The sequence below is a fragment of the Frigidibacter albus genome, from assembly GCF_009908165.1.
Lineage (GTDB): Bacteria > Pseudomonadota > Alphaproteobacteria > Rhodobacterales > Rhodobacteraceae > Frigidibacter > Frigidibacter albus.
This window is the reverse complement of sequence record NZ_JAAAUC010000002.1, coordinates 18,131-40,661: the sequence shown is the minus strand read 5'-3', so window position 1 is coordinate 40,661 and position 22,531 is coordinate 18,131. Positions and strand designations below refer to the sequence as shown.

Below are 22,531 nucleotides of genomic sequence, written 5' to 3'. Positions count from 1 at the left end.
ACCCGTCCCATCGTAGCCCGGACGGCGACAATCCGGCATCCGGCCAAACTCCGTCCCGCAATGCCTTACGATCCCCCACTTTCCTCCGCGCGGACGCCGCAATTTTGCCCCAGGACATGGCATAGATGAACAATCGGGCCAGCCCCTCTTGGAACGCGGAGAAGCCGCGATGGGGGCTGGATGAGGGACGTGACATGACCAGTTTCGCAGGACCACGATTTCGTTCGGCCACAGCCCGCCCCGCAATGCGGGCGGTTGCCGCTGCCAACACCCGAACCCGGCGCTTCCGCCGTGACGAGGACGGATCGATCCTGGTGTTCGGTCTGCTGCTGTTTACCGCGATCCTGCTGCTGGTCGGCGTCTCGCTCGACATGATGCGCTTCGAGACAGAGCGCACCCGGGCCCAGTACACGCTGGACCGTGCCGTCCTGGCCGCCGCGGACATCAGCCAGACCGCCGATGCGCAGGTGGTGGTGGACGACTATTTCAAGAAGGCGGGCGTCGAGCATTTCGACCCGGTCGCAACTGCGACCAAGGGCACCTACAATGAATGGAAGAAGGTCGTCGGCACGCTGAACGTGTCCACCAACACCTGGTTCATGAACATGGTCGGGGTCAAGCAGCTCAAGGCCCCTGCCGCCGCCACGGCCGAGGAAAAAATCGGCAATGTCGAGATCTCGATGGTGCTCGACGTGTCGGGCTCGATGAACGACGAGGTTTACGACTCGCGGGGCCGCGGCGTCGGCACCAAGCTGGAGCTGCTGCGGCCCGCCGCGCAGGAATTCGTCACCACGATGTTCAAGAACGTCTCGGGCGCCGGCACCAAGGAGGGAAAGCTCTCGATCTCGCTGGTGCCCTATGCCGAACAGGTGAACCTCGGCAGCTCGTTCTCGGGCTATTTCAACCTGTCGAGCGAGCATTCGCGCGCCGCCTGTGTCGATTTCACCGGGTCCGATTTCAACTCGCTGGCGATCACGCCGACGCAGGCGCTGCCCCGCACCGCCTATGCCTATGTACGCTCCAACAGCTCGACCTTCCGGGAATGCACGGGCTACGACACGACCGCGATCGCATCGGTTCTGCCCTTCTCGACCGCGGAAGCCTCGATCAAGTCCGCGATCGGCGCATTGACCGCCGAGGGCGACACCGCGATCGACATCGGCGCGAAATGGGGGATGGCCCTGCTCGACCCGGCGGCGAAACCCGCGCTGGATGCGATGATCACGGCCAAAGCCGCCGATGCCTCGATCACCGGGCGGCCCTTCTCCTATACCTATCCAGACACGCTGAAGATCCTGGTCCTGATGACCGATGGCGAGAACACCAACACCTATCGCCTGATGGCCCCGTACCGTGCCGGCATCTCGCCGGTCTACAAGGACAGCAACAACAAGTATTACTATTATCGCCCTGACCGCGACAGCAGTGCCTATGACTTCTATTCCTACGACCGGACCCAGAGCATCCAGACCGGCACCGTGCGCCAGTGCGACTGGCGCGGGCGGAACTGCAAGGACGTTGCAGTCTATGAAACCACCTCGTGGTTCCGCGCCAGCGACATCAACGGTGAGGCTGCGATCACCTGGCCTCAGGTCTGGGAGGCGTTCACCGTCAACACCTTCTCCTCGCAGATGTATGCCAAGGCGATGGGCGTCGGATCCAGCGTCTTCTACAACGCCGCCGTGGATCACGCCAACAACGACACCAAGGATGATCGCCTGGACAGCATCTGCACGGCGGCAAAGAACAAGGACGTGCTGGTCTTCGCCATTGCCTACGATGCGTCGGATCGCGGCCAGAAGGCGCTGAAGGACTGCGTGTCGGCCAGCTCCTACTATTACGACGCGCAGGGCACGACCATCGCCGACGCCTTCGCCGGCATCGCCAACTCGATCAACATGCTGAGGCTGACGCAATGATCCGCGCCGCGCTCCGGGGCCTGCGGGGGCGGCTTGCCCACTTTCGGCAAGACACCTCGGGCACCTCGACCATCGAGTTCGTGATCGTGTTCCCGGTCTTCGCCTTCCTGCTGTGCTCGGCGACGGAATCCGGGATCCTGATGCTGCGGCAGGTGATGCTGGACCGCGCGGTGGATCTTGCGGTGCGCGACTTGCGCCTGCAGGAGTTTCCGGCGGTGACCCATACCCAGATCAAGACCCGGATCTGCAGCGAAGCGACGGTGATCCCCGACTGCACCAACGCGGTGCTGGTCGAGATGCGCCATGTGAACAAGGGTGCCACGCTGCCAAGCACGGCCGCGCCCTGCGTGGACCGTGCCGCCACGGTGCAATCGGCCACCACCTTCACCCAAGGCAAGGACAACCAGATGATGCTGATCCGGGCTTGCGCGGTGTTCGATCCGATCTTCCCCGGTGCCGGGCTTGGCCTCGATCTGGCCAAGGACGCCACCGGCGCCTATGCGCTGATCTCGACCAGCGCCTTCGTCGTCGAGCCAAGCTAGGAGGGGATGATGACCAGACGCCTTCCCCCGCTGCTGCGCCGCCTTCGCATCGCCGCCAGCCGCTTTTCCCGCGACAACCGCGGCTCGATCACCGTCGAGGCGATGCTGGTGCTGCCGCTGTGGATCTGGGGCTATACCATGTCCTACATGTTCTTCGACGCGTTCCGCGAACAGACCGTCAACCTGCGCGCGGCCTATACGATTTCCGACATGATCTCGCGCGAGGCGGATGCGATCGGGCCGAACTACATAGACGATCTGCATGACATGTTCGACTATCTGACCCGCACCAACCATCCGACCTGGATCCGCGTCAGCTCGGTCTATTACGACACCAGCGCCAAGGTCTACAAACGCCACTGGTCCTATTCCACCTCGACCGACCACAAGGCGCATACCGACACCACCATCAAGGCCGAGAAGGACCGGCTGCCCAACATGGTGATCGGCGAGACGGTGGTGCTGGTGGAAACCGGGATGATGTACGAGCCGGTGTTGAATGTCGGTCTTGCGGACATGTGGTACACCAACTTCATCCCGACCCGGCCGCGGTTTGCCTCCAAGGTGGATTACAGCAGCACGAAGTGACGCCGGCCCCGGCAGCGGCCCCGCGCAGCCCTGCACAGACCCTGCGCGGGGGCGGCGGCTAGGCAGGGAGGCGCCCGATCCCATATTCAGGGCCAGTATCCAAGCCTGCTACCCCGCAGCGCCGGAAAGGAGCCCGCCCATGTCGATCCGCCCCGCCTCGATCCGTCCCGTCACCGAAGCCCGCCTTGCCCAGCCGACGATGGAGGGCGCCGGCGTCAAGCTGCACCGCGCCTTCGGCTTTCACGATCCGTCCGAGCTGGACCCGTTCCTGCTGTTCGACGATTTCCGCAATGAACGCCCCGAGGATTTCCAGAACGGTTTCCCCTGGCACCCGCACCGCGGTATCGAGACCATCACCTATGTGCTGTCCGGCACCGTCGAGCATGGCGACAGCCTCGGCAATCGCGGGTTGCTGGGCGCGGGCGATGTGCAATGGATGACCGCGGGATCGGGGATCATGCATCAGGAGATGCCGAAGGGGAACGCCTCGGGCCAGATGCACGGCTTCCAGCTTTGGGCGAACCTGCCCGGGCACCTGAAGATGACCCAGCCGCGCTATCAGGACGTGAAGGGCGCCGACATCCCCGAGATCATCGACGATGACGGCACCATCGTTCGGGTGATCATCGGCGAGTTCTGGGGCCGCCGCGGCCCGGTCGAAGGCATCGCCGCCGATCCGCAATATCTCGACATCACCGTGCCCGCCGGGCTGCGCAAGACCTTCAAGGTGGATACCCGCCGCCGCGCCTTTGCCTATGTGTTCGACGGCACCGGCCGCTTGGCCGATGCCAGCCGGCCGCAAGGCGTGCTGCTGGAGAAAGAGGTGCAGGGCGCCGAGGTGAATATCCGCGACCTGTCGGGCGACCGCACCCTGATCCGCTTTGGCGCGGGGGACGAGGTGACGGTGCAGGCCGGGGAGCGCGGGCTGCGCTTCCTGCTGATCTCCGGCGCGCCGATCGAGGAGCCGGTGGCCTGGCACGGCCCGATCGTGATGAACACGGCAGACGAGATCCGCCAGGCGATGGCCGACCTGCGCAACGGCAGCTTCATCCGGCCGGCGCATTGAACGAGGCGGGGCGGCCCACGCCGCCCCTTGTCACGCCTGCACCGCGCGGCGCACCATGTCCTGATAGATCTGCTCCACCCGGTCCCGCGAGAGCCTCCCGCCCTCGCGGTACCAGGTGTTCACCCCGGTCAGCATGGCGATGATCGCCATCGTCGCCAGCTTGGTATCGGGCACGGCAAAGATGCCCGCCGCCTGCCCGTCCTCCAGGATCGCCTCCAGCTGATCCTCATAGGCGCGGCGCAGGGCCTCGATCTGGGCGAAATGCTCGGGTGTCAGGTTGCGCAGTTCCATATAGGACAGGAACACCGCCTCGGCCCGGGTCAGGCTGAAGCGGATGTGGAAGCGCACGAAGGCCTCCAGCGCCGCTTGCGGCCCTGTGCCCTTGGGCTCCGCCGCCCAATGGCTCAGCACGTCATCCATATGCGCCTTGAGCAGGTCGAACAGCAGCGCCTGCTTGTCGGGGGTGTAGAGATAGAGCGCGCCGGCCTGCACCCCCACCTCGGCCGCGATCTGCCGCATCGAGACGGCGGCAAAGCCGTCGCGCGCGAACAGCTGCAGCGCCGCGGCGCGGACCCGGGGGCCGGTGATGTCGGAATGGGAGCCGGTCTTGCGTGCCATCCGACTGTGGTATCTGCACGCGCGTTCAATTCCAAGACCCGGCAATGATGCCATTCTTGACCCGCACCGTCAGAGGGCAGCGCGCGTCCGCCGGGTGGGCGCTGCAACAGAGGTTCTAGGCGCTTTATGGTGCGGCCAACTTCCACCGAATTTCTAGGCGGAACCGTGGAGAAGCGCCCGCCCGAGGGGGCGGACGGGCGCTGCCCGGCGGCGCTGAAGCGCCTTGTTCCGGGCAAAGGCACGATCTCAAAGCACTCCCCCTTGCTGCCCCCGCCGCCCCCGGCCTATGGTCTGCGCGCATTCCCCCGGAGGTATCCGATGACCCGCCTTGCGCTCGCGCTCGCCCTTGGCCTGATCCCCGCCTGTTCGGCCGCGCCCGACCTGGGCGAGCCAAGCGCCACCCTGACCGCGCCGCCCGGCTGGCCCGAGCTGCTGCCGCTGGCCCCGGTGATCGCGCAGGCCGAGGCGGGCGCCGCGCTGCCCGACCCCACCGCGACCGAGCAGGCCCGCGCCGAGGCCCTGCGCGCCCGCGCCGCCGCGATGCAGGCGCAGGGCACGTAACCCCTCGCCGCGTTGCAAGCGCGCCGCGAACCGGCTAACAGACCTCCCGAACGCCCACCCAAAGGAGCCCGCCCCATGTCCGAACCGCTGCGCCTTGGCATCGCCGGTCTGGGGACCGTGGGCATCGGCATCGTCAAGATCGTCCAGCGCCATGCCGAGCTGATCGAGCGTCGCTGCGGCCGCAGGATCGCCATCACCGCCGTCTCTGCGCGCGACCGCAGCAAGACCCGCGATGCCGACCTGTCGAACTATGCCTGGGAGTCGGACCCGGTGGCACTGGCCCGCCGCCCGGATGTGGACATCTTCATCGAGGTGATGGGCGGATCGGAAGGCCCGGCGCAGGAGGCAACGCGCGCCGCGATTGACGCCGGCAAGGATGTCGTCACCGCCAACAAGGCCCTCTTGGCCCATCACGGCCAGGCGCTGGCCGAAGCGGCCGAGGCCCGCGGCCGGGTGATCCGCTTCGAGGCGGCGGTGGCGGGCGGCATCCCGGTGATCAAGGCGCTGACCGAGGGGCTGGCGGGCAATGCCATCACCCGCGTCATGGGCGTGATGAACGGCACCTGCAACTACATCCTGACGCGGATGGACAGCGCCGGCCTGCCCTATGACACGGTGTTCGAGGAGGCGCGCCAGCTTGGCTACCTCGAGGCCGACCCGAACCTCGATGTCGGCGGCATCGACGCCGGCCACAAGCTGAGCCTGCTGGCCGCCATCGCCTTCGGCACGCAAGTGAGCTTTGACGCTGTCGATCTGGAGGGGATCGGCCGCATCTCCATCGACGATATCCGCCGCGCCGGCGACATGGGCTTCAAGATCAAGCTGCTTGGCGTTGCGCAGATGACCGGGCGCGGGCTGGAACAGCGGATGTCGCCCTGCCTCGTGCCCGCCGACAGCCCGCTTGGCCAGTTGCAGGGCGGCACCAACATGGTGGTGCTGGAAGGCGACAGCGTCGGCCAGATCGTGCTGCGCGGTCCCGGCGCCGGCATGGGCCCGACCGCCAGCGCCGTGATGGCCGACGTGATCGAGATCGCCCGCGGCTGCCGCATCTCCACCTTTGGCCAGCCTGCCAGCACCCTTGCGGTGCCGGTCGCGGCCAAGGCCACCGCGCCCGCGCCCTATTACCTGCGGATGGAGCTGCAGGACAAACCCGGCGCGCTGGCCAAGATCGCCACGGTTCTGGGCGAGAACGGCATCTCCATCGACCGGATGCGGCAATACGGCCATGACGCCGGCACCGCCCCGGTGCTGATCGTCACCCACAAGACCACGCGCGACGCGATCGACCACGCCTTCCGCGGCTTTGCGGCCACCGGCGTCGTCACCGGCGTGCCGGTCGCCTTCCGCATCGAGGCGGTCTGAGTCCGGGTTGGGCGGAAAGCGGGCACGTTCGGCACCCCACCGCGCAGGAAGGCCCCGCGGGTGCCGCGGGGGCAGCACGTTAGCGCTGCCAGCCTTGCCCCTGTCACATTCCTCGGGTTAGGTGCGGTCAAAGCCGCATTTACCGCAGGATGATCCGATGACCCCTCCCCTCGATTTCAACGACCGTATGCTCTCGCTCGGCCTTGCCCGGGTCAGCGAGGCGGCGGCGCATGCCTCGGCACTCTGGATCGGCCGCGGCGACGAGAAGGCGGCCGATCAGGCCGCGGTCAACGCGATGCGCGACCAGCTGAACATGCTCGACATCACCGGCGTCGTGGTGATCGGCGAGGGCGAGCGCGACGAGGCCCCGATGCTGTTCATCGGCGAGGAAGTCGGCACCGGCAACGGCCCGGAAGTCGACATCGCGCTCGACCCGCTGGAAGGCACCACCCTCACCGCCAAGGACATGCCCAACGCCCTCACCGTGATCGCCATGGCCCCGCGCGGCACCCTGCTGCACGCGCCTGACGTGTACATGGACAAGCTGGCCATCGGCCCAGGCTATGCCAAGGACGTGGTCAGCCTCGAGATGACCCCGACCGAGCGCGTAGCCGCGCTCGCTGCTGCCAAGGGCTGCAAGATGTCGGACATCGCGCTGTGCGTGCTGGAACGCCCGCGGCATGAGGAGATGATCGCCGAGCTGCGCGAGACCGGCGCCTCGATCCGCCTGATCACCGATGGCGACGTGGCCGGCGTGATCCACTGCGCCGAAGCCGATATCACCGGCATCGACATGTACATGGGCTCGGGCGGGGCCCCCGAAGGGGTGCTGGCCGCCGCCGCGCTGAAATGCATGGGCGGGCAGATGTGGGGCAAGCTGATGTTCCGCAACGATGACGAGCGTGGCCGCGCCGCCAAGGCCGGCATCACCGACCTGAACCGCATCTATGCCCGCGATGAGCTGGTGACCGGCGACGTGATCTTTGCCGCGACCGGCGTCACCGACGGCTCCATCGTGCACGGCATCAAGCGCGAGCCCGGCTACCTGACCACCGAAACCATCCTGATGCGGTCGAAGACCGGATCGGTGCGGCGGATGATCTACCGCAACCCGGTGAAGTGATTTGTGCGGCGGGGTAGCTTTGCTGACGACCCCATAGGACCAACTGCGCTTTTGCCCGGAATCAAGGCGCTTTAGCGCCGCCGGGCAGCGCCCGTCCGCCCCCTCGGGCGGGCGCTCTTCAACGGCAGTGCCTAGAACGCCGGTGGAGGTAGGCCGCACCATAAAGCGCCTAGAACTGCGGTGGCTCGCCCACCCGGCGGACAGGCCCTGCCCTCCGCCTAAGCAACGCAAAGCGCCCCCTCCCCTTCCACTCTGGCCCTCGCGCCCGTTTTGCGCCATCACACCTGCATGACAGACCGCGCCTTTCTCGACGTCGAATGCTCCGCTACCGGCCGCCGCTGGATCGGCCCCTCGGCCGATGCCGACCGGCTGGCCGAGGCGATGGTGCAGGAGACCCGCCTGCCGCTGCCGCTGGCCCGGGTGCTGGTGTCGCGCGGGGTCGCCCCCGCCGATGTGCAGCGCTTCCTCGAACCTCAGCTGCGCGACCTGCTGCCCGACCCGCGCAGCCTGAAGGACATGGAAGCTGCCGCCGCCCGCTTCCTGCGCGCCCTGAAGGGCCGCGAGACGATCGCCGTCTTTGCCGATTACGATGTCGATGGCGGCGCCTCGGCCGCGCTGATCCTGATCTGGCTGCGCGCGATGGGCTGGCAGGCGACGCTGTATATCCCCGACCGCATCGACGAGGGCTATGGCCCCAACGTGCCCGCCATGCAGGAACTGGCGCGGGATCACCGGCTGATCCTCTGCGTCGATTGCGGCACGCTTTCGCATGAGCCCATCGCGGCGGCCGCGGCGGCCGATGTCGTGGTGCTGGACCATCACCTGGGCGCGGAAACGCTGCCCCCCGCGCTGGCGGTGGTGAACCCCAACCGGCAGGACGAAAGCGGCGATCTGGGGCATCTTTGCGCCGCCTCGGTGGTGTTCCTGATGCTGGTCGAGGCGAACCGGCAGCTGCGCGCCGACGGCATCGCCGGGCCCGACCTGCTGGCCCTCCTCGATCTGGTGGCGCTGGCGACAGTCGCCGATGTGGCGCCGCTGACCGGCGTCAACCGCGCGCTGGTGCGGCAGGGCCTGAAGGTGATGGCACGGCGCGAGCGGCCGGGGCTGGTGGCGCTGGCCGATATCGCCCGCATGGATACCGCCCCCGCCGCCTATCACCTCGGTTTCATCCTCGGCCCCCGCGTCAATGCAGGCGGCCGCATCGGCGCAGCCGATCTCGGCGCGCGGCTGCTGGCCACGGCCGACCCGCATGAGGCGGCGGCGCTGGCCGAACGGCTGGATGCGCTCAACACCGAACGCCGAGAGATCGAGCTGCGCGTGCGCGACGCCGCGCTGGCGCAGGCCGAGGCGCGGGGTTTCGATGCGCCGCTGGTCTGGGCGGCGGGCGAGGGCTGGCACCCCGGCGTCGTCGGCATCGTCGCGGCGCGGCTGAAGGAGGCGACGAACCGCCCTGCCGTGGTGATCGGCCTCGCCGGGGACGAGGGCAAGGGCTCGGGCCGCTCCGTCTCGGGTGTGGACCTTGGCGCTGCGATCCACCGCGTCGCCGCCGAGGGGCTGCTGCTGCGCGGCGGCGGGCACAAGATGGCCGCGGGCCTGACCGTGGCGCGCGGCCTGCTGGAGCCGGCGATGGACCGGCTGGCCGAATTGCTGGCCCGGCAGGGCGCCGGCGCGGGCGGCCCCGCCGACCTGCGGCTCGACGGCCTGCTGATGCCGGGCGCCGCCACGCCGGGGCTGGTGGAAGAGATCGACAAGGCCGGCCCCTTCGGCCAGGGCGCCCCTGCCCCGCGCTTTGCCTTTGCCGCAATGGCGATCACCCAGGCCCGCCGCATCGGCGAGACCCACCTGCGCGTGACCTTCGGCGACGAGACCGGCGCCCGGCTGGAGGCGGTGGCCTTCGGCGCCTTCGACGGCCCGCTTGGCCCGCTGCTGGAAGGCCATGCCAGCGCCCGCTTCCACATGGCCGGGCGGCTGGAAATCAACCACTGGCAGGGCCGCAGCAAGGTGCAACTGCGCCTGGAAGACGCCGCAAGAGCCTGAAAAGGCTTGTCTTTCAGGGCGTTGGGGGCTGGAGGCCAGAACTTTCACAAAAAACGCGAAAATCCGCTTGCGAGTCAACGCGCCCTGTCCTAAACACCGCCCACGCCAAGCGATGCGGCAACGCAAGCTTCGCCAAACGCCAGTGTGGCCCGTTCGTCTATCGGTTAGGACACCAGGTTTTCAACCTGGGAAGAGGGGTTCGACTCCCCTACGGGCTGCCACTGCGTCTTCTGAACCCCCTACTCAAGATGCCCTGAGGCGCGGCAATTTCGCCAAGCGTCCGGACGGGGGGGGCCGCCATCGCGATAGCGCCTCTTACCCGACCCCTCACTGCAACACGTTCCGGCTGCAGGTGAGTGGCCATTCCCCCCGCACAGGCCTTGTAGGTGTGTAGATCGGCCTTTCGATTGGTCTATCGGCCGCTTCGTCCGCTGCCTTAACGACGGGGCGGCAGTTTGCAATCATCGGGCAGTCCAGGACCGGGAAGCCCGATCCCGCCGCTCATCGGTTCGGGGTCCGGCCCGTCAATCAATATGTCGGGCGGACATGCCGCCCTCAGGCGCGCCAGATCGGTGATCGTCACCGTCTGGCCCTTGATGCTGACACCGTCCGCCTCGAGCCCCTTCAGAGCGCGCGACAGGTTTTCCGGGGTCATCCCCAGATAGGAGGCGACCAACCGCTTCTCGACCTTCAGGACAAAGCGGTCGACGCTGCCTGCAAGCTGCGACTGCTTCAGCAGGTAGCACGCTATCCTCTCTCGCGAGCTGCGCAGCTTTAGGTTCTTGGCGTGCCGCGCCATCTCGCGGAAGGCCCCCGCCAGTTCGCCGACGATCGATACGGCAAATTCCGGATCGGTGCGGAAGATCGCCCGCAGGTCCGAAGCCGGGACCAGCAGCAGCCGCGACGGTTCCAATGTGCGGGCCGACATGAGATAGGGCAGGTCGCGCACACAGGCCGCAAGAATGAAGGTGCCGACCGGCTGGACCACCGCCATGGTCGTGGTCCGGCCCTGCCAATCGGCGTGCAGCTCGACGCTGCCATCGACCACGACATGCAGAAAATCGGCGGGTGCGCCCTGCCGGATCAGCTCTCGCCCAGTGGCGAAACTCTGAGCGGAGGCTCCCTGCATCAGCGAGGTGAAGTTGGCCTGCCGCATGTTGCGGAAGAGTGGCAGCTGTCGAACTTCCGCAAGATCCTCGGGCTGCATGTCACTTCCTGTCTGGACGAGATGCATTGGAGCGCCGGGCCGATACTTGTCAAGCCGCCGCACCCGCGCAAGGCCATGCGCCGCCGCATCAAAGCAGGGTGCCCCCACTTGGCCGGCGACGGGCGGGCCGGTGACAAAACAGATGCTACTTGATCTATATCAAGACGCTGCGCTCCACGGTCGGGCAGACAGTCCAGCATGTACCGCATCGCCCACACCCTCTCTGGCGTGATTCTGGCCCTCGCCCTGGTCCTGACCGGATCTGGTGCGACCGGCCCGGCGCATGGGGCGACGATGCAGGTCATCTGTGGAAGCGACGGCACCAGCACCATCTGGCTGGACGGTGACGGAACCCCGGTCAATCCTGATGAAAACCACTCCAAGTGCTTGAACTGCTTGCCTTCTGCTGCAGTGATTCCCGAAGCGGCGGTCGTCCTCTCGACCCTGATCGCACAGCGCATTGCGGCCGGCCCTGTCCGTCCAAACGCGGCACTGCCCGGACCCGTCGCCCATCTTCGCCCCGATCCCCGCGGTTCTCCGGCATTGCCACCGGGCGACCCGAGCAACGGGGACCGGCCGACCAACGCCCGGCTCCCTCACCAGAGCGCTGCAAAGATTGATTTTTATCAATCCCATGCACGGACTTCGGTGACAGACCTCCGGGCGACCAGTCAGGACGCCCCAGCATGATCTTCCCACGCCTCCTCCTCCTCCTGTCGCTGATCATCGCCGCTCTGCCTGCCCTGGCAGAACCGGTGCTGCCGCAGTTTCTGGCCCAGATCCCGGCCGGAGACCTGGTCGCGGGGGCCGATGGTTACGGCCCGGTCCGGGCAGACCAGCCGGTGGCCCCGGTCATGAAGGATGGCGAAACCATCGCCTGGGCCTTCGTCACCAGCGATTTCGTCGCAACCACGGGCTATTCCGGCAAGCCGATCCACACCCTCGTCGCCGTCGACCCGGATGCCCGCGTCGCGGGTCTGAAGGTGGTCAAGCATTCCGAGCCCATCGTGCTGATCGGCATTCCCGAGGCCCGCATGTCCGCCACCGTCGCCGGCTATGTCGGCCTCGACCTCGTGGCCGAGGCAGAGGCGGGCGGCACTGCACATGACCTCGACATCATCTCGGGCGCGACCGTCACGGTAATGGTCATCGACGATTCCATCGTGCGCGCCGGCCTGAAGGTCGCAAGATCGCTGGGTCTGGGTGGCCTCGTCCCGAATGCCGCGGCGACAGGACCGGGGTTCGAGCTGGATCCTGACGCCCCTGCCGCGTCGGACTGGACGGAGCTGGAAGGCGACGGCACGCTGCGTCGGCTGTCGCTGGATGTGGGCCAGGTCAACGCCGCGTTTGCCGCCCTTGGCGACGACCGCGCGACCGCCCGCGCCCTGACCGAAGCGCCCGACACCACCTTCATCGAGATGCAGACCGCCCTGGTCTCGCAGCCCGCCATCGCCAGGGCGATCCTTGGCGAGGGCGAGGCCGCGAACCTGGCCCGCTGGCTGCAGCCCGGGGAACATGCCATCCTCATCGTTGGCCGGGGGCTCTACAGCTTCAAGGGGTCGGGCTATGTCCGGGGCGGCATCTTCGACCGGATCGTGCTGATCCAGGACGATGTCTCGGTCCGCTTCCGCGACAAGATGCACAAGCGCCTTGGATCTGTCGCGGCGGAGGGTGCGCCGGATTTCCTCGAGACCGACCTTTTCAAGATCCCGGCAGACCTGGGGTTCGATCCTACCAAGCCCTTCCGCCTGCAACTTCTGTTGCACCGCGAGGTCGGGCCGATCGAGAAGGTGTTCACGACCTTCGACCTTGGCTTCCAGCTGCCCCAGAAATATCTGCGCGCGCTCGCCCCGCCGCCCGTTGCCAATGCCGCGGCAGATGTCGCGGACCAGGGGGAAGCCGCCGCACACCGCGCGCTGTGGCAGCGGATCTGGGCCGACAAGCAACTGGAGATCGCCGTGACCGGGGCGATGCTGGCTGTGCTGACGCTGGTGTTCTTCTTCCAGAGCTTCGCCACCCGCAATGCCCGCGCCTTCTTCTGGTTCCGCATGGGGTTCCTGACCGTCACGCTGGTATTCCTTGGCTGGTATGCCAACGCACAGCTTTCCGTCGTCAACCTGATGGCCCTGTTCGGCGCGCTGGTTAGCGGGTTCAGCTGGCAGGCGTTCCTTCTGGACCCTCTGACCTTCATCTTGTGGTTCTCGGTTGCTGCCGCATTGCTGTTCTGGGGCCGCGGCGCCTATTGCGGCTGGCTGTGCCCCTTCGGCGCGCTGCAGGAAATCACCAACCGGATCGCCCGGGCGCTCCATGTGCCGCAATGGACTCTGCCCTGGGGCCTGCATGAACGCCTTTGGCCGATCAAGTACATGATCTTCCTGGGTCTCTTCGGCGCCAGTCTGATGAGCATCGAACAGGCCGAACGCTATGCCGAGGTCGAACCCTTCAAGACCGCGATCGTTCTTAAATTCGCCCGTGCCTGGCCCTTCGTGGCCTATGCGCTGGCGCTGCTGGCGGCGGGCCTCTTCGTCGAGCGCTTCTATTGCCGCTACCTTTGCCCGCTGGGTGCAGCGCTGGCGATCCCGGCGCGGATGCGGATGTTCGACTGGCTCAAGCGCTACAAGGAATGTGGCAACCCCTGCCAGTCCTGCGCCAACCAATGCCCCGTTCAGGCGATCCACCCGACGGGCGAGATCAACCCGAACGAATGCGTCAACTGCCTGCATTGCCAGGTGCTCTACCAGTCCCCGACGATCTGTCCGGTCGTGATCAAGAAGCTGAAACGGCGCGAAGCCGTGACCGCCTCGCCTGCGCGCGACGTTTCCGGGCACCCGAACCATCCCCAACCCCAACCTGCTGAATAGAAGGAGTTCCGACCATGACACAGGAACACAAGCCCGGGCTTTCCCGCCGTGCGCTGCTGGGCGCAACCGCTGGGGGCGCTGCCCTCGCCGGGGCCCTCGGCGGTGGACGCCTGGCCCTGACCGGCGGGGCTTTCGGCGGCGCGATGCTCGCCTCCACCGGCCTTGCCAATGCCGCTGGCGAAGGCGCCACCGTCGGGCCGGGCCAGCTCGACACCCATTACGGCTTCTGGTCCTCGGGCCAGTCGGGCGAGATGCGGATCCTCGGCGTCCCGTCGATGCGCGAACTGATGCGGGTGCCGGTCTTCAACCGTTGTTCGGCCACCGGCTGGGGATCGACCAATGAATCGATCCGCATCCATCAGCGGACGATGACCGACAAGACGAAGAAATACCTCGCGGCGAATGGCAAGAAGGTCCACGACCAGGGCGATCTTCACCACGTCCACATGTCCTTCGATCAGGGCAAGTATGACGGCAAGTTCCTGTTCATGAACGACAAGTCGAACACCCGTGTTGCCCGGGTCCGCACCGATGTGATGAAGTGCGACGCGATCCTGGAAATCCCGAACGCGAAGGCGATCCACGGCCTGCGCCCGCAGAAGTTCCCGAAATCCACCTATGTCTTCTGCAACGGCGAGGACGAGGCGCCGCTGGTCAACGACGGCACCACGATGGAGGACGTGTCGACCTATGTGAACATCTTCACTGCCGTCGACAGCGAAAGCTGGATGCCCGCCTGGCAGGTGATCGTCTCGGGCAACCTCGACAATTGCGATGCGGATTATGAAGGCAAGTGGGCCTTCTCGACCAGCTACAACAGCGAAATGGGCATGACGCTGGCCGACATGACTGCGGCCGAGATGGACCATGTTGTCGTCTTCAACATTGCCGAGATCGAGAAGGCCGTGGCGGCGGGCGAGGGGCAGGAGCTGAACGGCGTGCGCGTTCTGGATGGCCGGAAAGAGGCGGCCAGCCAGCTGACCCGCTATATCCCCATCGCCAACAACCCGCATGGCTGCAACATGGCGCCGGACCGCAAGCACCTTTGCATCGCCGGCAAGCTGTCGCCCACCGTGACGGTGCTGGACGTGACGAAGTTCGACACGCTGTTCGACAGCGATGTCGATCCGCGCAGCGTCGTCGTGGCGGAACCCGAGCTTGGCCTTGGCCCGCTGCACACTGCCTTTGACGGGCGGGGCAATGCCTATACCTCGCTGTTCCTGGACAGCCAGGTGGTCAAGTGGAACATCGAAGACGCGATCCGCGCCTATGCCGGTGAAGCGGTGGACCCGATCAAGGACAAGGTCGACGTCCACTACCAGCCCGGTCACCTCAAGACCGTGATGGGCGAGACGCTGGACGCTGAAAACAAGTGGCTGGTCTGCCTGTCCAAGTTCTCGAAGGACAGGTTCCTGAACGTGGGGCCGCTGAAGCCCGAAAACGACCAGTTGTTCGACATCTCGGGCGACAAGATGATCCTGGTGCATGACGGCCCGACCTTTGCCGAACCGCACGATGCCATCGCCGTCCCCGCCAGCTTGCTGAACCCGCTGAACGCCTGGGACCGGCAAGACCCGATGTGGGCCGAAACCCGCACCCAGGCCGAGGCGGACGGGGTGAATATCGACGACTGGGCCGACACGGTGATCCGCGACAAGGACGACCCGAGGAAGGTGCGGGTCTACATGACCAGCATGGCACCGGCGTTCAGCCTGGAAAGCTTCACGGTCAAGGAAGGCGACGAGGTCACGGTGATCTGCACCAACCTCGACGACATCGACGACCTGACCCACGGCTTCACACTCGGGAACCACGGCGTGGCGATGGAAGTGGCGCCGATGGCCACCGCGTCCATCACCTTCACCGCCGCCCAGCCTGGGGTCTACTGGTACTATTGCCAGTGGTTCTGCCACGCGCTGCACATGGAGATGCGCGGCCGGATGTTCGTGGAACCCGCAGGGGCCTGAAGACAGATGCGCGCCCTCGCCCTGCTGCTCTTGCTCCTCTCCACGCCGCTTGCGGCGGCGGAAGTGCATGTCATGCCGGGCGCGGGCACGCTTGGCGCAGCCATTGCCGCGGCCGAGCCCGGCGACGTGCTTGTGCTGTCGGGCGGGGCCTACATGGGCCCCGTCACCATCGACCGGACCCTTACCCTGACCGGCGACGGCACTGCCACGATCGACGGTCAGGGGAACGGCACCGTCATCACCATCGCCGCCGATGACGTGGCGCTGACCGGCCTGCACGTGACCGGATCGGGCGCCGACCACAGCCAAATCGACTCCGGCATCAAGATCGTCAAGGGTGCCGACCGCGCCAGGATCGAGGGCAACCGGCTGACCGACAATCTGCACGGTGTCGATGTGCATGGCGGGCTCGACGCCCTTGTCCGTGGCAACACCGTCGAAGGCCGCCAGAGCCACCGCATGAACGAGCGGGGCAACGGCTTCTATGTCTGGAACAGCCCCGGAACCGTGATCGAGGGCAACCGGGTGCGCTGGGGCCGCGACGGCATCTTCTCGAACGTGTCGAAGAAGGGCACCTACCGGGGAAACACCTTCCGCGACCTGCGCTTTGCCGTCCACTACATGTATACCCATGACAGCGAGGTCAGCGGCAACGTCTCGATCGGCAACCACCTCGGCTTTGCCATCATGTTCTCGGACCGCGTGGTGGTGAGGGACAACCTCTCGCTTGGCGACCGCGAACACGGCGTCATGCTGAACTTTGCCAACAGCGCCGATGTGGCCGGCAATCTGGTGCGGGGCGGCACGAAGAAATGTCTCTTCATCTACAATGCCCACAAGAACCTGATCTTCCGGAACCGCTTCGAAGGCTGCGGCATCGGCATCCACTTCACTGCCGGATCAGAGCGCAACATGCTGACGGAAAATACATTTCTGGGAAACAACGAGCAGGTCAAGTATGTCGGGACACGGCATATGGAGTGGAGCTTCGAAGGGCGGGGCAACTTCTGGTCCGACCATCCGGCCTTCGACCTGAACGGCGACGGCATCGCCGATGGCGTCTTCCGCCCCAATGACCTGATGGACCATATCCTGTGGTCGCAGCCCGCCGCCGCGCTTCTGACCGGGTCCCCTGCCGTGCAGCTGGTGCGCTGGTCACAATCCTCTTTCCCGGCCATCCTGCCCGGCGGCGTGACCGACAGCCACCCGCTGATGCAGCCCCATCTCATTCCCGTTCCCGACGACATCACGGCCATCGAGGCCGAGGTTTCGGGGCGCTGGACCAAAGGCACTCCCGATGACCTCGACCTTGACGATCTCGGCTCTCACTAAACACTTCGGGGAGCTGGTGGCCCTGACCGGGGTCAGCCTGTCTGTCGCTCCCGGCGAACGGGTTGCGCTTCTGGGCCACAATGGCGCGGGCAAATCGACGCTGATGAAGATCATCCTTGGCCTGATCCCGGCGACGGGCGGACAGATCACCATCTGCGACGCCGCGCCCGGCTCTGTCGCCGCTCGCCGCGCCGTCGCCTATCTGCCGGAAAACGTGGCCTTCCACCCGTCGCTGACCGGCGAGGAGCAGACCCGCCACTACCTTACCCTGCGCGGCGAAAGCCCCGGGCTGGCAATGGGCCTGCTGGAAAGGGTCGGCCTTGCCCATGCCGCCCGCCGCCGGATCGGCACCTATTCCAAGGGCATGCGCCAGCGTGTCGGCCTTGCCCAGGCGCTGATCGGGCAGCCGCGCCTATTGGTCCTGGACGAGCCGACCTCTGGCCTCGATCCCGTGTCCCGGCGCGAATTCTACGCGCTGCTCGACGACCTTGCCGCGCAGGGTGCTTCGATCCTCCTCTCCTCCCACGCCCTGACCGAGGTCGAGGCGCGAACCGACCGGATCGTGATCCTGTCCCAAGGCCGTCTGGTGGCCGAGGGCTCGCTGGCCGACCTCCGCCGCCGCGCGAGCCTGCCCGTGATGCTGCACATCACCGCCCGCAACGGCTTTGCAAACGCCATCGCACAAGAGCTGCCTGCCGCAATCATGGTAGACGGCGCGCTGCACCTGTCCTGCACCCAACCGGAAAAGCTGAAAACCCTGGGCCGTATCGCGGGCTTGGGCGACATGGTCGCCGATCTCGACGTGCTGCCCCCCAGCCTCGAGGATATCTACAGCCACTTCAGCCAGGGAGGCGCCCGATGAACCGGATCCTGTCCACCGCGGGCACCGAGTTCCGCATCGCCCTGCGCAACCGCTGGGTCGCCATCGCGCTGGTGCTGATGGCGGTCTTCTCGGTCGTCCTGGCGCTGGCAGGCTCTGCCCCCACCGGCGGGCTTGGGGTGGACCGGCTGTCCGTCACCGTGGCCTCGCTGACCTCGCTGTCGGTCTATCTGATCCCGCTGCTGGCGCTTCTCATGAGCTTCGACGCCATCGCGGGCGAGGCAGAGCGTGGCACCCTGCCCCTCCTGCTCGCCTACCCCATCGCCCGGGAGGAGGTGCTGATCGGCAAGCTGATGGCCCACCTCGCGATCCTCGCGCTCGCCGTCCTGCTGGGCCACGGGCTGGCCGCAGGCATGGCGATCTGGGGCGACGAGACTGCGCTTGCGGGCCTGCCCGCGCTCTGGCGGCTGTCCTGGTCCTCGGTCCTGCTGGGGGCAACGTTCCTTGGCGCAGGCTATGCCCTTTCGGCCCTGTCGCGCCGCCCCTCGGGGGCCGCGGGCCTGGCGGTCGGTCTCTGGCTCGGCCTTGTCGTGCTTTACGACCTCGCGCTTCTTGCTGCCATCGTCGCCGACAACGGCGGCTGGTTCACGACCAAGGCGTTTCCCGTCGCGCTTCTGGTGAACCCCGCCGACGCCTTCCGCCTCTTCAACCTCACAGCCTCTGGCGCAACCGCCGCCGCGTCCGGGGTCGGGAGTGCGGCGGATGCCATCCCGCTGTGGCAATCGCTGAGCTCGATCCTTCTGTGGCCACTGGCCGCCCTCGGCCTTGCCGCCGCCGCCTTCCGAAAGGTCACCCCATGAAACATGTGCTTCTCCTCGCCCTCGCCCTTGCCGCCTGCCAGGAAGAGGTTGCCCAGAACACCGACCCGCTGCCGCTGAACCCCGAAACCGTCGGCCATTTCTGCCAGATGAACCTGCTGGAGCATGAAGGCCCCAAGGGGCAGGTCCACCTTGAGGGCCTGCCGGGGACGCCGCTGTTCTTCAGCCAGGTCTCCGACACGGTGGCCTATCTGCGCCTGCCGGAACAAAGCCATCCGATCCTTGCCATCTGGGTCGCCGATATGGGCGCACCCGGCGCGACCTGGGCAGATCCGGGCGCGGACAACTGGATCGACGCCCGCACCGCAAGCTATGTCGTGGGCGCGGCAATCGAAGGCGGCATGGGCGCGCCAGAGGTCGTGCCCTTCGCCGACCCCGCGGCAGCCGAGGCGTTCGCGGCCAGGCACGGAGGAAACATCATGGGCCTCGACGCGATCCCCGACTCCGCCGTGCTCGCCCCGGTCACCGAGACGGCAGAGGGCGACGGCGATTATGGCCGCCGGCTTGAAGCCCTGTCCGACAGGGCGGGGGGCTGAGCCATGCTGACCCGCCGCCGTTTCATTGCGATCTCTGCCGCCCTTGTGCCCACGATGGCCTTGGGCAAGGCGCCCGACCTTCACACCGAAACCGGCATCGCCCTGGGCGCCCGGGTCACGCTTCGCATCCAGCACCCGGACGCCCCGCGTCTTGCCGCCCTGGCGATGGACGAGATCTGGCGGCTGGAGGGGATCTTCAGCCTCTACAAGCCCGACTCTTCCCTCAGCCGGCTGAACCGCGACGGGACCCTGCGCGCCCCGCCCTTCGAACTCCTCGAGTGCCTCAGCATCGCCGGATCGGTCCACCATGCCAGCGGCGGGCGGTTCGACCCGACGGTCCAGCCGCTCTGGTCCGCGCAGGCGATGGCGCTGGAACGCGGAACGCCGCTGACCGGGGCCGAGCGTGCCACGATCCTCGCGCGCATCGGCTGGCACCGCGTCAATCTTGACCCCGGGGCCATCACGCTCCAGCCCGGCACGGCGCTGACCCTGAACGGCATCGCCCAGGGCTACATTGCCGACCGGGTCGCCGCGCTGCTGGCCCGGAACGGCCTGACCCGCGCCCTGATCGACACCGGAGAGATGGCCGCCCTGCCCGGCGGCAGCTGGCCCGTCCGGCTGCCCTCCGGCGACACGCTCGCCCTGCAAGATCTCGCGCTGGCGACATCCTCTCCTTTGGGCATGACCTTCGGCGGCGACGGCGTGACCAGCCACATCCTGAACCCGTCCACAGGTCGCCCCGCCCTGCCCCACTGGGAGGCCGTCACGGTCTCGGCCCGCTCGGCGGCTCTGGCCGACGCGGTCTCGACAGCGGCCTGTCTTCTGGGCACAGAGGCGGAAGTCCGTGCCCTGTGCGACCGCGTCCCGGGCACGACGCTGGTCTCCGCCATCGCGCTATAGAAAGGACGCCCGATGATGCTGGCGATGAGCCGCAGCGGTGATCCCTCTGGGGCAGGTGCGGCGACCGTCGCCCCCAGTTCGGCGCAGGGGCGATTCAGCAAGAGCGGTGCCTCCAACCGGACCCGTCTGACATCGTCGCCCTTCCCCGGCTCTGTGTTCCGTGGCATGCAACGGCGCATGTGGACGCGGATCGCCTTCCCCTTGCTCGCCATCGCAGTTGCGATGCTGATTGCCGTGACCAGCGTCACCTCGGCCGGGATGATGGCGCCGGACCGGGGCGAGGTGGCGATCGAAGCCTTTGAACTGGCACATGGGACGAGCGTCGGTGATCTGTGCGGGGGCGAATTGCCGCATGATCACAGCTGCCCGCTCTGCCATGCGCTGCCTGACGCTCCGGGCGTAGGCCATGACAGTATCTCGTTTTTGCTGACCCCGCATGACGGGTGGCGGCGGCTGAGTGACCTGCACCGCGCCGCGCAGACCCGCAACCTGCACCATTCCCCAAGGGGGCCCCCGGTCACCGGCTGACGGCATCTTGCCGCGCCTGACCGTATCGCCGGCGGCCCGCCCGCCCGGCTCCCCTTGTTGCCCGGCCGCAAGACGGCGGGCCCACTGGACTGGACCCATGACTCACGCAAATCCCCGCGCCGCCAAGGCCGCGCTCTACAGTGCCATCTGGCGCTGGCACTTCATTGCTGGCCTCGTCGTCCTGCCCTTCATGTTGATCCTTGCCGTCACCGGCGGCATCTACCTGTTCAAGGATGAGATTAACGACGCCGCCTACAGCCGCCTGCGCTTCGTCGAGTCGGCGGCGAGCGCCCCGCTGCTGCCCTCGCAGATCACCGCTGCGGCGCTGGCGTCGAACCCGGGCACGCTCAAGGCCTATACCCCCGCGGCGGCTGCGGATCGCAGCGCCGAGGTGGATATTCTCGGCGCAGACGGGCTGAAGAACACCGTCTATGTCGATCCCTATACCGGCACCGTGCAGGGCAGCCTGTGGGATGCCGGCGCGTCCGGCAGCCCGGCGATGCATGTGGTGCGCAAGCTGCATTCGCTGGACTATGTCGGCTGGGTCGGCAACCGGCTGATAGAGGCGGCCGCGGGCTGGATGGTGCTGCTGGTCGCCACCGGCATCTACCTGTGGTGGCCGCGCGGCAAGAAGGTCGGCACCGTCAGCATCAAGGCGACGCGCGGACGGCCGTGGTGGCGCGATCTGCATGCGGTGACGGGGATCTATACCGCGTCCTTCATCGTGTTCCTGTCGATGACCGGGCTGCCCTGGTCGAGCGTCTGGGGCGGCAAGTTCTATGACTACGCCTATGCGCTCGGGCTCGGGATGCCCGATGGCTACTGGTCGGGCAAGCCGGCCTCGACGGTGCCGGTCTCCGCCGCCCTCGACCGCGCGCCCTGGATCATGGAGAACCAGCCGATGCCGCTCTCCACTGCGGCGGCGGGCGTGCCCCAGGCACTCGATACCGTCGTGGCCCGTGTCGAGGCGCTCGGGCTCGTGCCGGGCTATGCGGTGGTGATGCCGAACGGGCCGGAGGGGGTGTTCACCGCCTCGGTCTATCCCGATGACATCACCTATGAGCGGGTGATCCATCTCGACCAGTATAGCGGCGCAGTTCTCTATGACGCGGATCTTGCCGACCTTGGCACCCTCGGGCGGTGGGCCGAATGGGGGATCAGCGTGCACATGGGGCAGGAGTTCGGGCTGGTGAACCAGATCGTCCTGCTGCTGGCCTGCGCGGCGATGGTCATGCTCTGCGTATCCGCCGCCGCGATGTGGTGGAAGCGCCGCCCCGCCGGCGCGCTCGGGGTGCCGCAGGTGCCCGCGGACTGGCGGATCCCGCGCACGTTGCTGCTGATGGCGGTCGCGGCGGGCATCTTCTTCCCGCTGGTCGGCCTGTCGATGCTGCTGCTGGCGGCGGTGGAGCTTGGCGTGTTCCTTGCCGGCCGCCGCCTGCGCACCGCTTGAAACCCGGGCGCCCGGTCAGGGCCGGGTGCATTGTGCCGAAGGTTGCGGCGCCGCGGGGAGCACGAGATAGGCAATGACCTTGCCGGGGGCCCGCTGATCCCTGCCCGCGAGGGCCATGGATCCCGCAGCTTGGTCTCTCACACTTCTATTCCGCCGAGGAGCCGAACGGCAGCTATGGCTGGAGCGAGGTCGGCGTGATTATCGAGCCGGCGGAAGCGCGGGAAGATCATCCCGGT

General features: G+C 67.1%; 20 protein-coding genes and 1 tRNA gene. 19 read left to right on the top strand and 2 right to left on the bottom strand.

Annotated elements, in window-relative coordinates:
* Window positions 1-194 precede the first annotated feature (194 nt).
* From GVY41_RS02720 to GVY41_RS02705, 4 genes are all read left to right on the top strand, one after another.
* Window positions 195-1,919 carry a pilus assembly protein TadG-related protein gene (locus GVY41_RS02720; RefSeq protein ID WP_161343927.1) on the top strand — a complete coding sequence of 575 codons (1,725 nt, stop codon included), beginning with the start codon at window positions 195-197 and terminating at the stop codon, window positions 1,917-1,919.
* Window positions 1,916-2,461 carry a TadE/TadG family type IV pilus assembly protein gene (locus tag GVY41_RS02715; protein ID WP_161343929.1) on the top strand — a complete coding sequence of 182 codons (546 nt, stop codon included), beginning with the start codon at window positions 1,916-1,918 and terminating at the stop codon, window positions 2,459-2,461. The genes GVY41_RS02720 and GVY41_RS02715 overlap by 4 nt, the downstream gene beginning before the upstream one ends.
* 9 nt (window positions 2,462-2,470) lie before the next feature.
* Window positions 2,471-3,049: a TadE/TadG family type IV pilus assembly protein gene (locus GVY41_RS02710; RefSeq protein ID WP_161343931.1), complete on the top strand. Its 579-nt coding sequence runs from the start codon at window positions 2,471-2,473 to the stop codon at window positions 3,047-3,049.
* A gap of 139 nt (window positions 3,050-3,188) precedes the next feature.
* Window positions 3,189-4,115 carry a pirin family protein gene (locus tag GVY41_RS02705; protein ID WP_161343933.1) on the top strand — a complete coding sequence of 309 codons (927 nt, stop codon included), beginning with the start codon at window positions 3,189-3,191 and terminating at the stop codon, window positions 4,113-4,115.
* A 30-nt stretch (window positions 4,116-4,145) separates the two neighbouring features.
* Here GVY41_RS02705 and GVY41_RS02700 read toward each other — a convergent pair whose 3' ends face one another.
* Window positions 4,146-4,733: a TetR/AcrR family transcriptional regulator gene (locus GVY41_RS02700; RefSeq protein WP_161343936.1), complete on the bottom strand. Its 588-nt coding sequence runs from the start codon at window positions 4,731-4,733 to the stop codon at window positions 4,146-4,148.
* 318 nt (window positions 4,734-5,051) lie between these two features.
* Between GVY41_RS02700 and GVY41_RS02695 the strand changes: the two genes are divergently transcribed.
* The 5 genes from GVY41_RS02695 (at window position 5,052) to GVY41_RS02675 (ending at window position 10,037) form a co-directional block, all read left to right on the top strand.
* Window positions 5,052-5,294: a hypothetical protein gene (locus GVY41_RS02695; protein ID WP_161343938.1), complete on the top strand. Its 243-nt coding sequence runs from the start codon at window positions 5,052-5,054 to the stop codon at window positions 5,292-5,294.
* Between the two features lie 75 nt (window positions 5,295-5,369).
* Window positions 5,370-6,656 carry a homoserine dehydrogenase gene (locus tag GVY41_RS02690; protein ID WP_161343939.1) on the top strand — a complete coding sequence of 429 codons (1,287 nt, stop codon included), beginning with the start codon at window positions 5,370-5,372 and terminating at the stop codon, window positions 6,654-6,656.
* Between the two features lie 157 nt (window positions 6,657-6,813).
* Window positions 6,814-7,779: a class II fructose-bisphosphatase gene (gene glpX, locus GVY41_RS02685; RefSeq protein WP_161343941.1), complete on the top strand. Its 966-nt coding sequence runs from the start codon at window positions 6,814-6,816 to the stop codon at window positions 7,777-7,779.
* Window positions 7,780-8,067: 288 nt separating this feature from the next.
* Complete coding sequence (gene recJ, locus GVY41_RS02680; protein ID WP_161343943.1) at window positions 8,068-9,816, top strand: single-stranded-DNA-specific exonuclease RecJ; 1,749 nt, start codon at window positions 8,068-8,070, stop codon at window positions 9,814-9,816.
* Between the two features lie 146 nt (window positions 9,817-9,962).
* Window positions 9,963-10,037 (top strand) — tRNA-Glu (locus GVY41_RS02675).
* Between the two features lie 215 nt (window positions 10,038-10,252).
* On the opposite strand, the gene GVY41_RS02670 is transcribed toward GVY41_RS02675, so the two are convergent.
* The gene (locus GVY41_RS02670; RefSeq protein ID WP_161343945.1) at window positions 10,253-11,023 is read right to left on the bottom strand and encodes a cyclic nucleotide-binding domain-containing protein; all 771 of its coding nucleotides are present in this window, start codon (window positions 11,021-11,023) and stop codon (window positions 10,253-10,255) included.
* 198 nt (window positions 11,024-11,221) lie between these two features.
* Here GVY41_RS02670 and GVY41_RS02665 point away from each other — a divergent pair, with 198 nt between their 5' ends.
* The 10 genes from GVY41_RS02665 to GVY41_RS02620 all read left to right on the top strand — a co-directional run bounded on the left by GVY41_RS02665 (window position 11,222) and on the right by GVY41_RS02620 (window position 22,295).
* A complete protein-coding gene (locus GVY41_RS02665; RefSeq protein WP_161343947.1) occupies window positions 11,222-11,713 on the top strand; it encodes a hypothetical protein in 492 nt (163 codons plus the stop codon).
* Window positions 11,710-13,884 (top strand): NosR/NirI family protein, encoded by a 2,175-nt coding sequence (locus GVY41_RS02660; RefSeq protein WP_161343949.1) that lies wholly within the window; start codon window positions 11,710-11,712, stop codon window positions 13,882-13,884. Before GVY41_RS02665 ends, GVY41_RS02660 begins: the two co-directional genes overlap by 4 nt.
* 14 nt (window positions 13,885-13,898) lie before the next feature.
* Window positions 13,899-15,851, top strand: a complete 1,953-nt coding sequence (gene nosZ / locus GVY41_RS02655; RefSeq protein ID WP_161343951.1) for a TAT-dependent nitrous-oxide reductase — start codon at window positions 13,899-13,901, stop codon at window positions 15,849-15,851.
* A 6-nt stretch (window positions 15,852-15,857) separates the two neighbouring features.
* Window positions 15,858-17,183 (top strand): nitrous oxide reductase family maturation protein NosD, encoded by a 1,326-nt coding sequence (locus tag GVY41_RS02650; protein WP_161343954.1) that lies wholly within the window; start codon window positions 15,858-15,860, stop codon window positions 17,181-17,183.
* Window positions 17,149-18,045: an ABC transporter ATP-binding protein gene (locus GVY41_RS02645; protein WP_161343956.1), complete on the top strand. Its 897-nt coding sequence runs from the start codon at window positions 17,149-17,151 to the stop codon at window positions 18,043-18,045. Before GVY41_RS02650 ends, GVY41_RS02645 begins: the two co-directional genes overlap by 35 nt.
* A complete protein-coding gene (locus tag GVY41_RS02640; protein ID WP_161343958.1) occupies window positions 18,042-18,863 on the top strand; it encodes an ABC transporter permease in 822 nt (273 codons plus the stop codon). The genes GVY41_RS02645 and GVY41_RS02640 overlap by 4 nt, the downstream gene beginning before the upstream one ends.
* Window positions 18,860-19,417: a nitrous oxide reductase accessory protein NosL gene (locus tag GVY41_RS02635; protein ID WP_161343960.1), complete on the top strand. Its 558-nt coding sequence runs from the start codon at window positions 18,860-18,862 to the stop codon at window positions 19,415-19,417. Before GVY41_RS02640 ends, GVY41_RS02635 begins: the two co-directional genes overlap by 4 nt.
* Window positions 19,418-19,420: 3 nt before the next feature.
* Window positions 19,421-20,317 (top strand): FAD:protein FMN transferase, encoded by an 897-nt coding sequence (locus tag GVY41_RS02630; RefSeq protein WP_161343961.1) that lies wholly within the window; start codon window positions 19,421-19,423, stop codon window positions 20,315-20,317.
* Window positions 20,318-20,494: 177 nt separating this feature from the next.
* Window positions 20,495-20,845, top strand: coding sequence for a hypothetical protein (locus tag GVY41_RS02625; RefSeq protein ID WP_161343963.1), 351 nt, complete (start codon window positions 20,495-20,497; stop codon window positions 20,843-20,845).
* A 97-nt stretch (window positions 20,846-20,942) separates the two neighbouring features.
* Window positions 20,943-22,295, top strand: coding sequence for a PepSY-associated TM helix domain-containing protein (locus GVY41_RS02620; protein WP_161343965.1), 1,353 nt, complete (start codon window positions 20,943-20,945; stop codon window positions 22,293-22,295).
* Window positions 22,296-22,531: the final 236 nt, after the last annotated feature.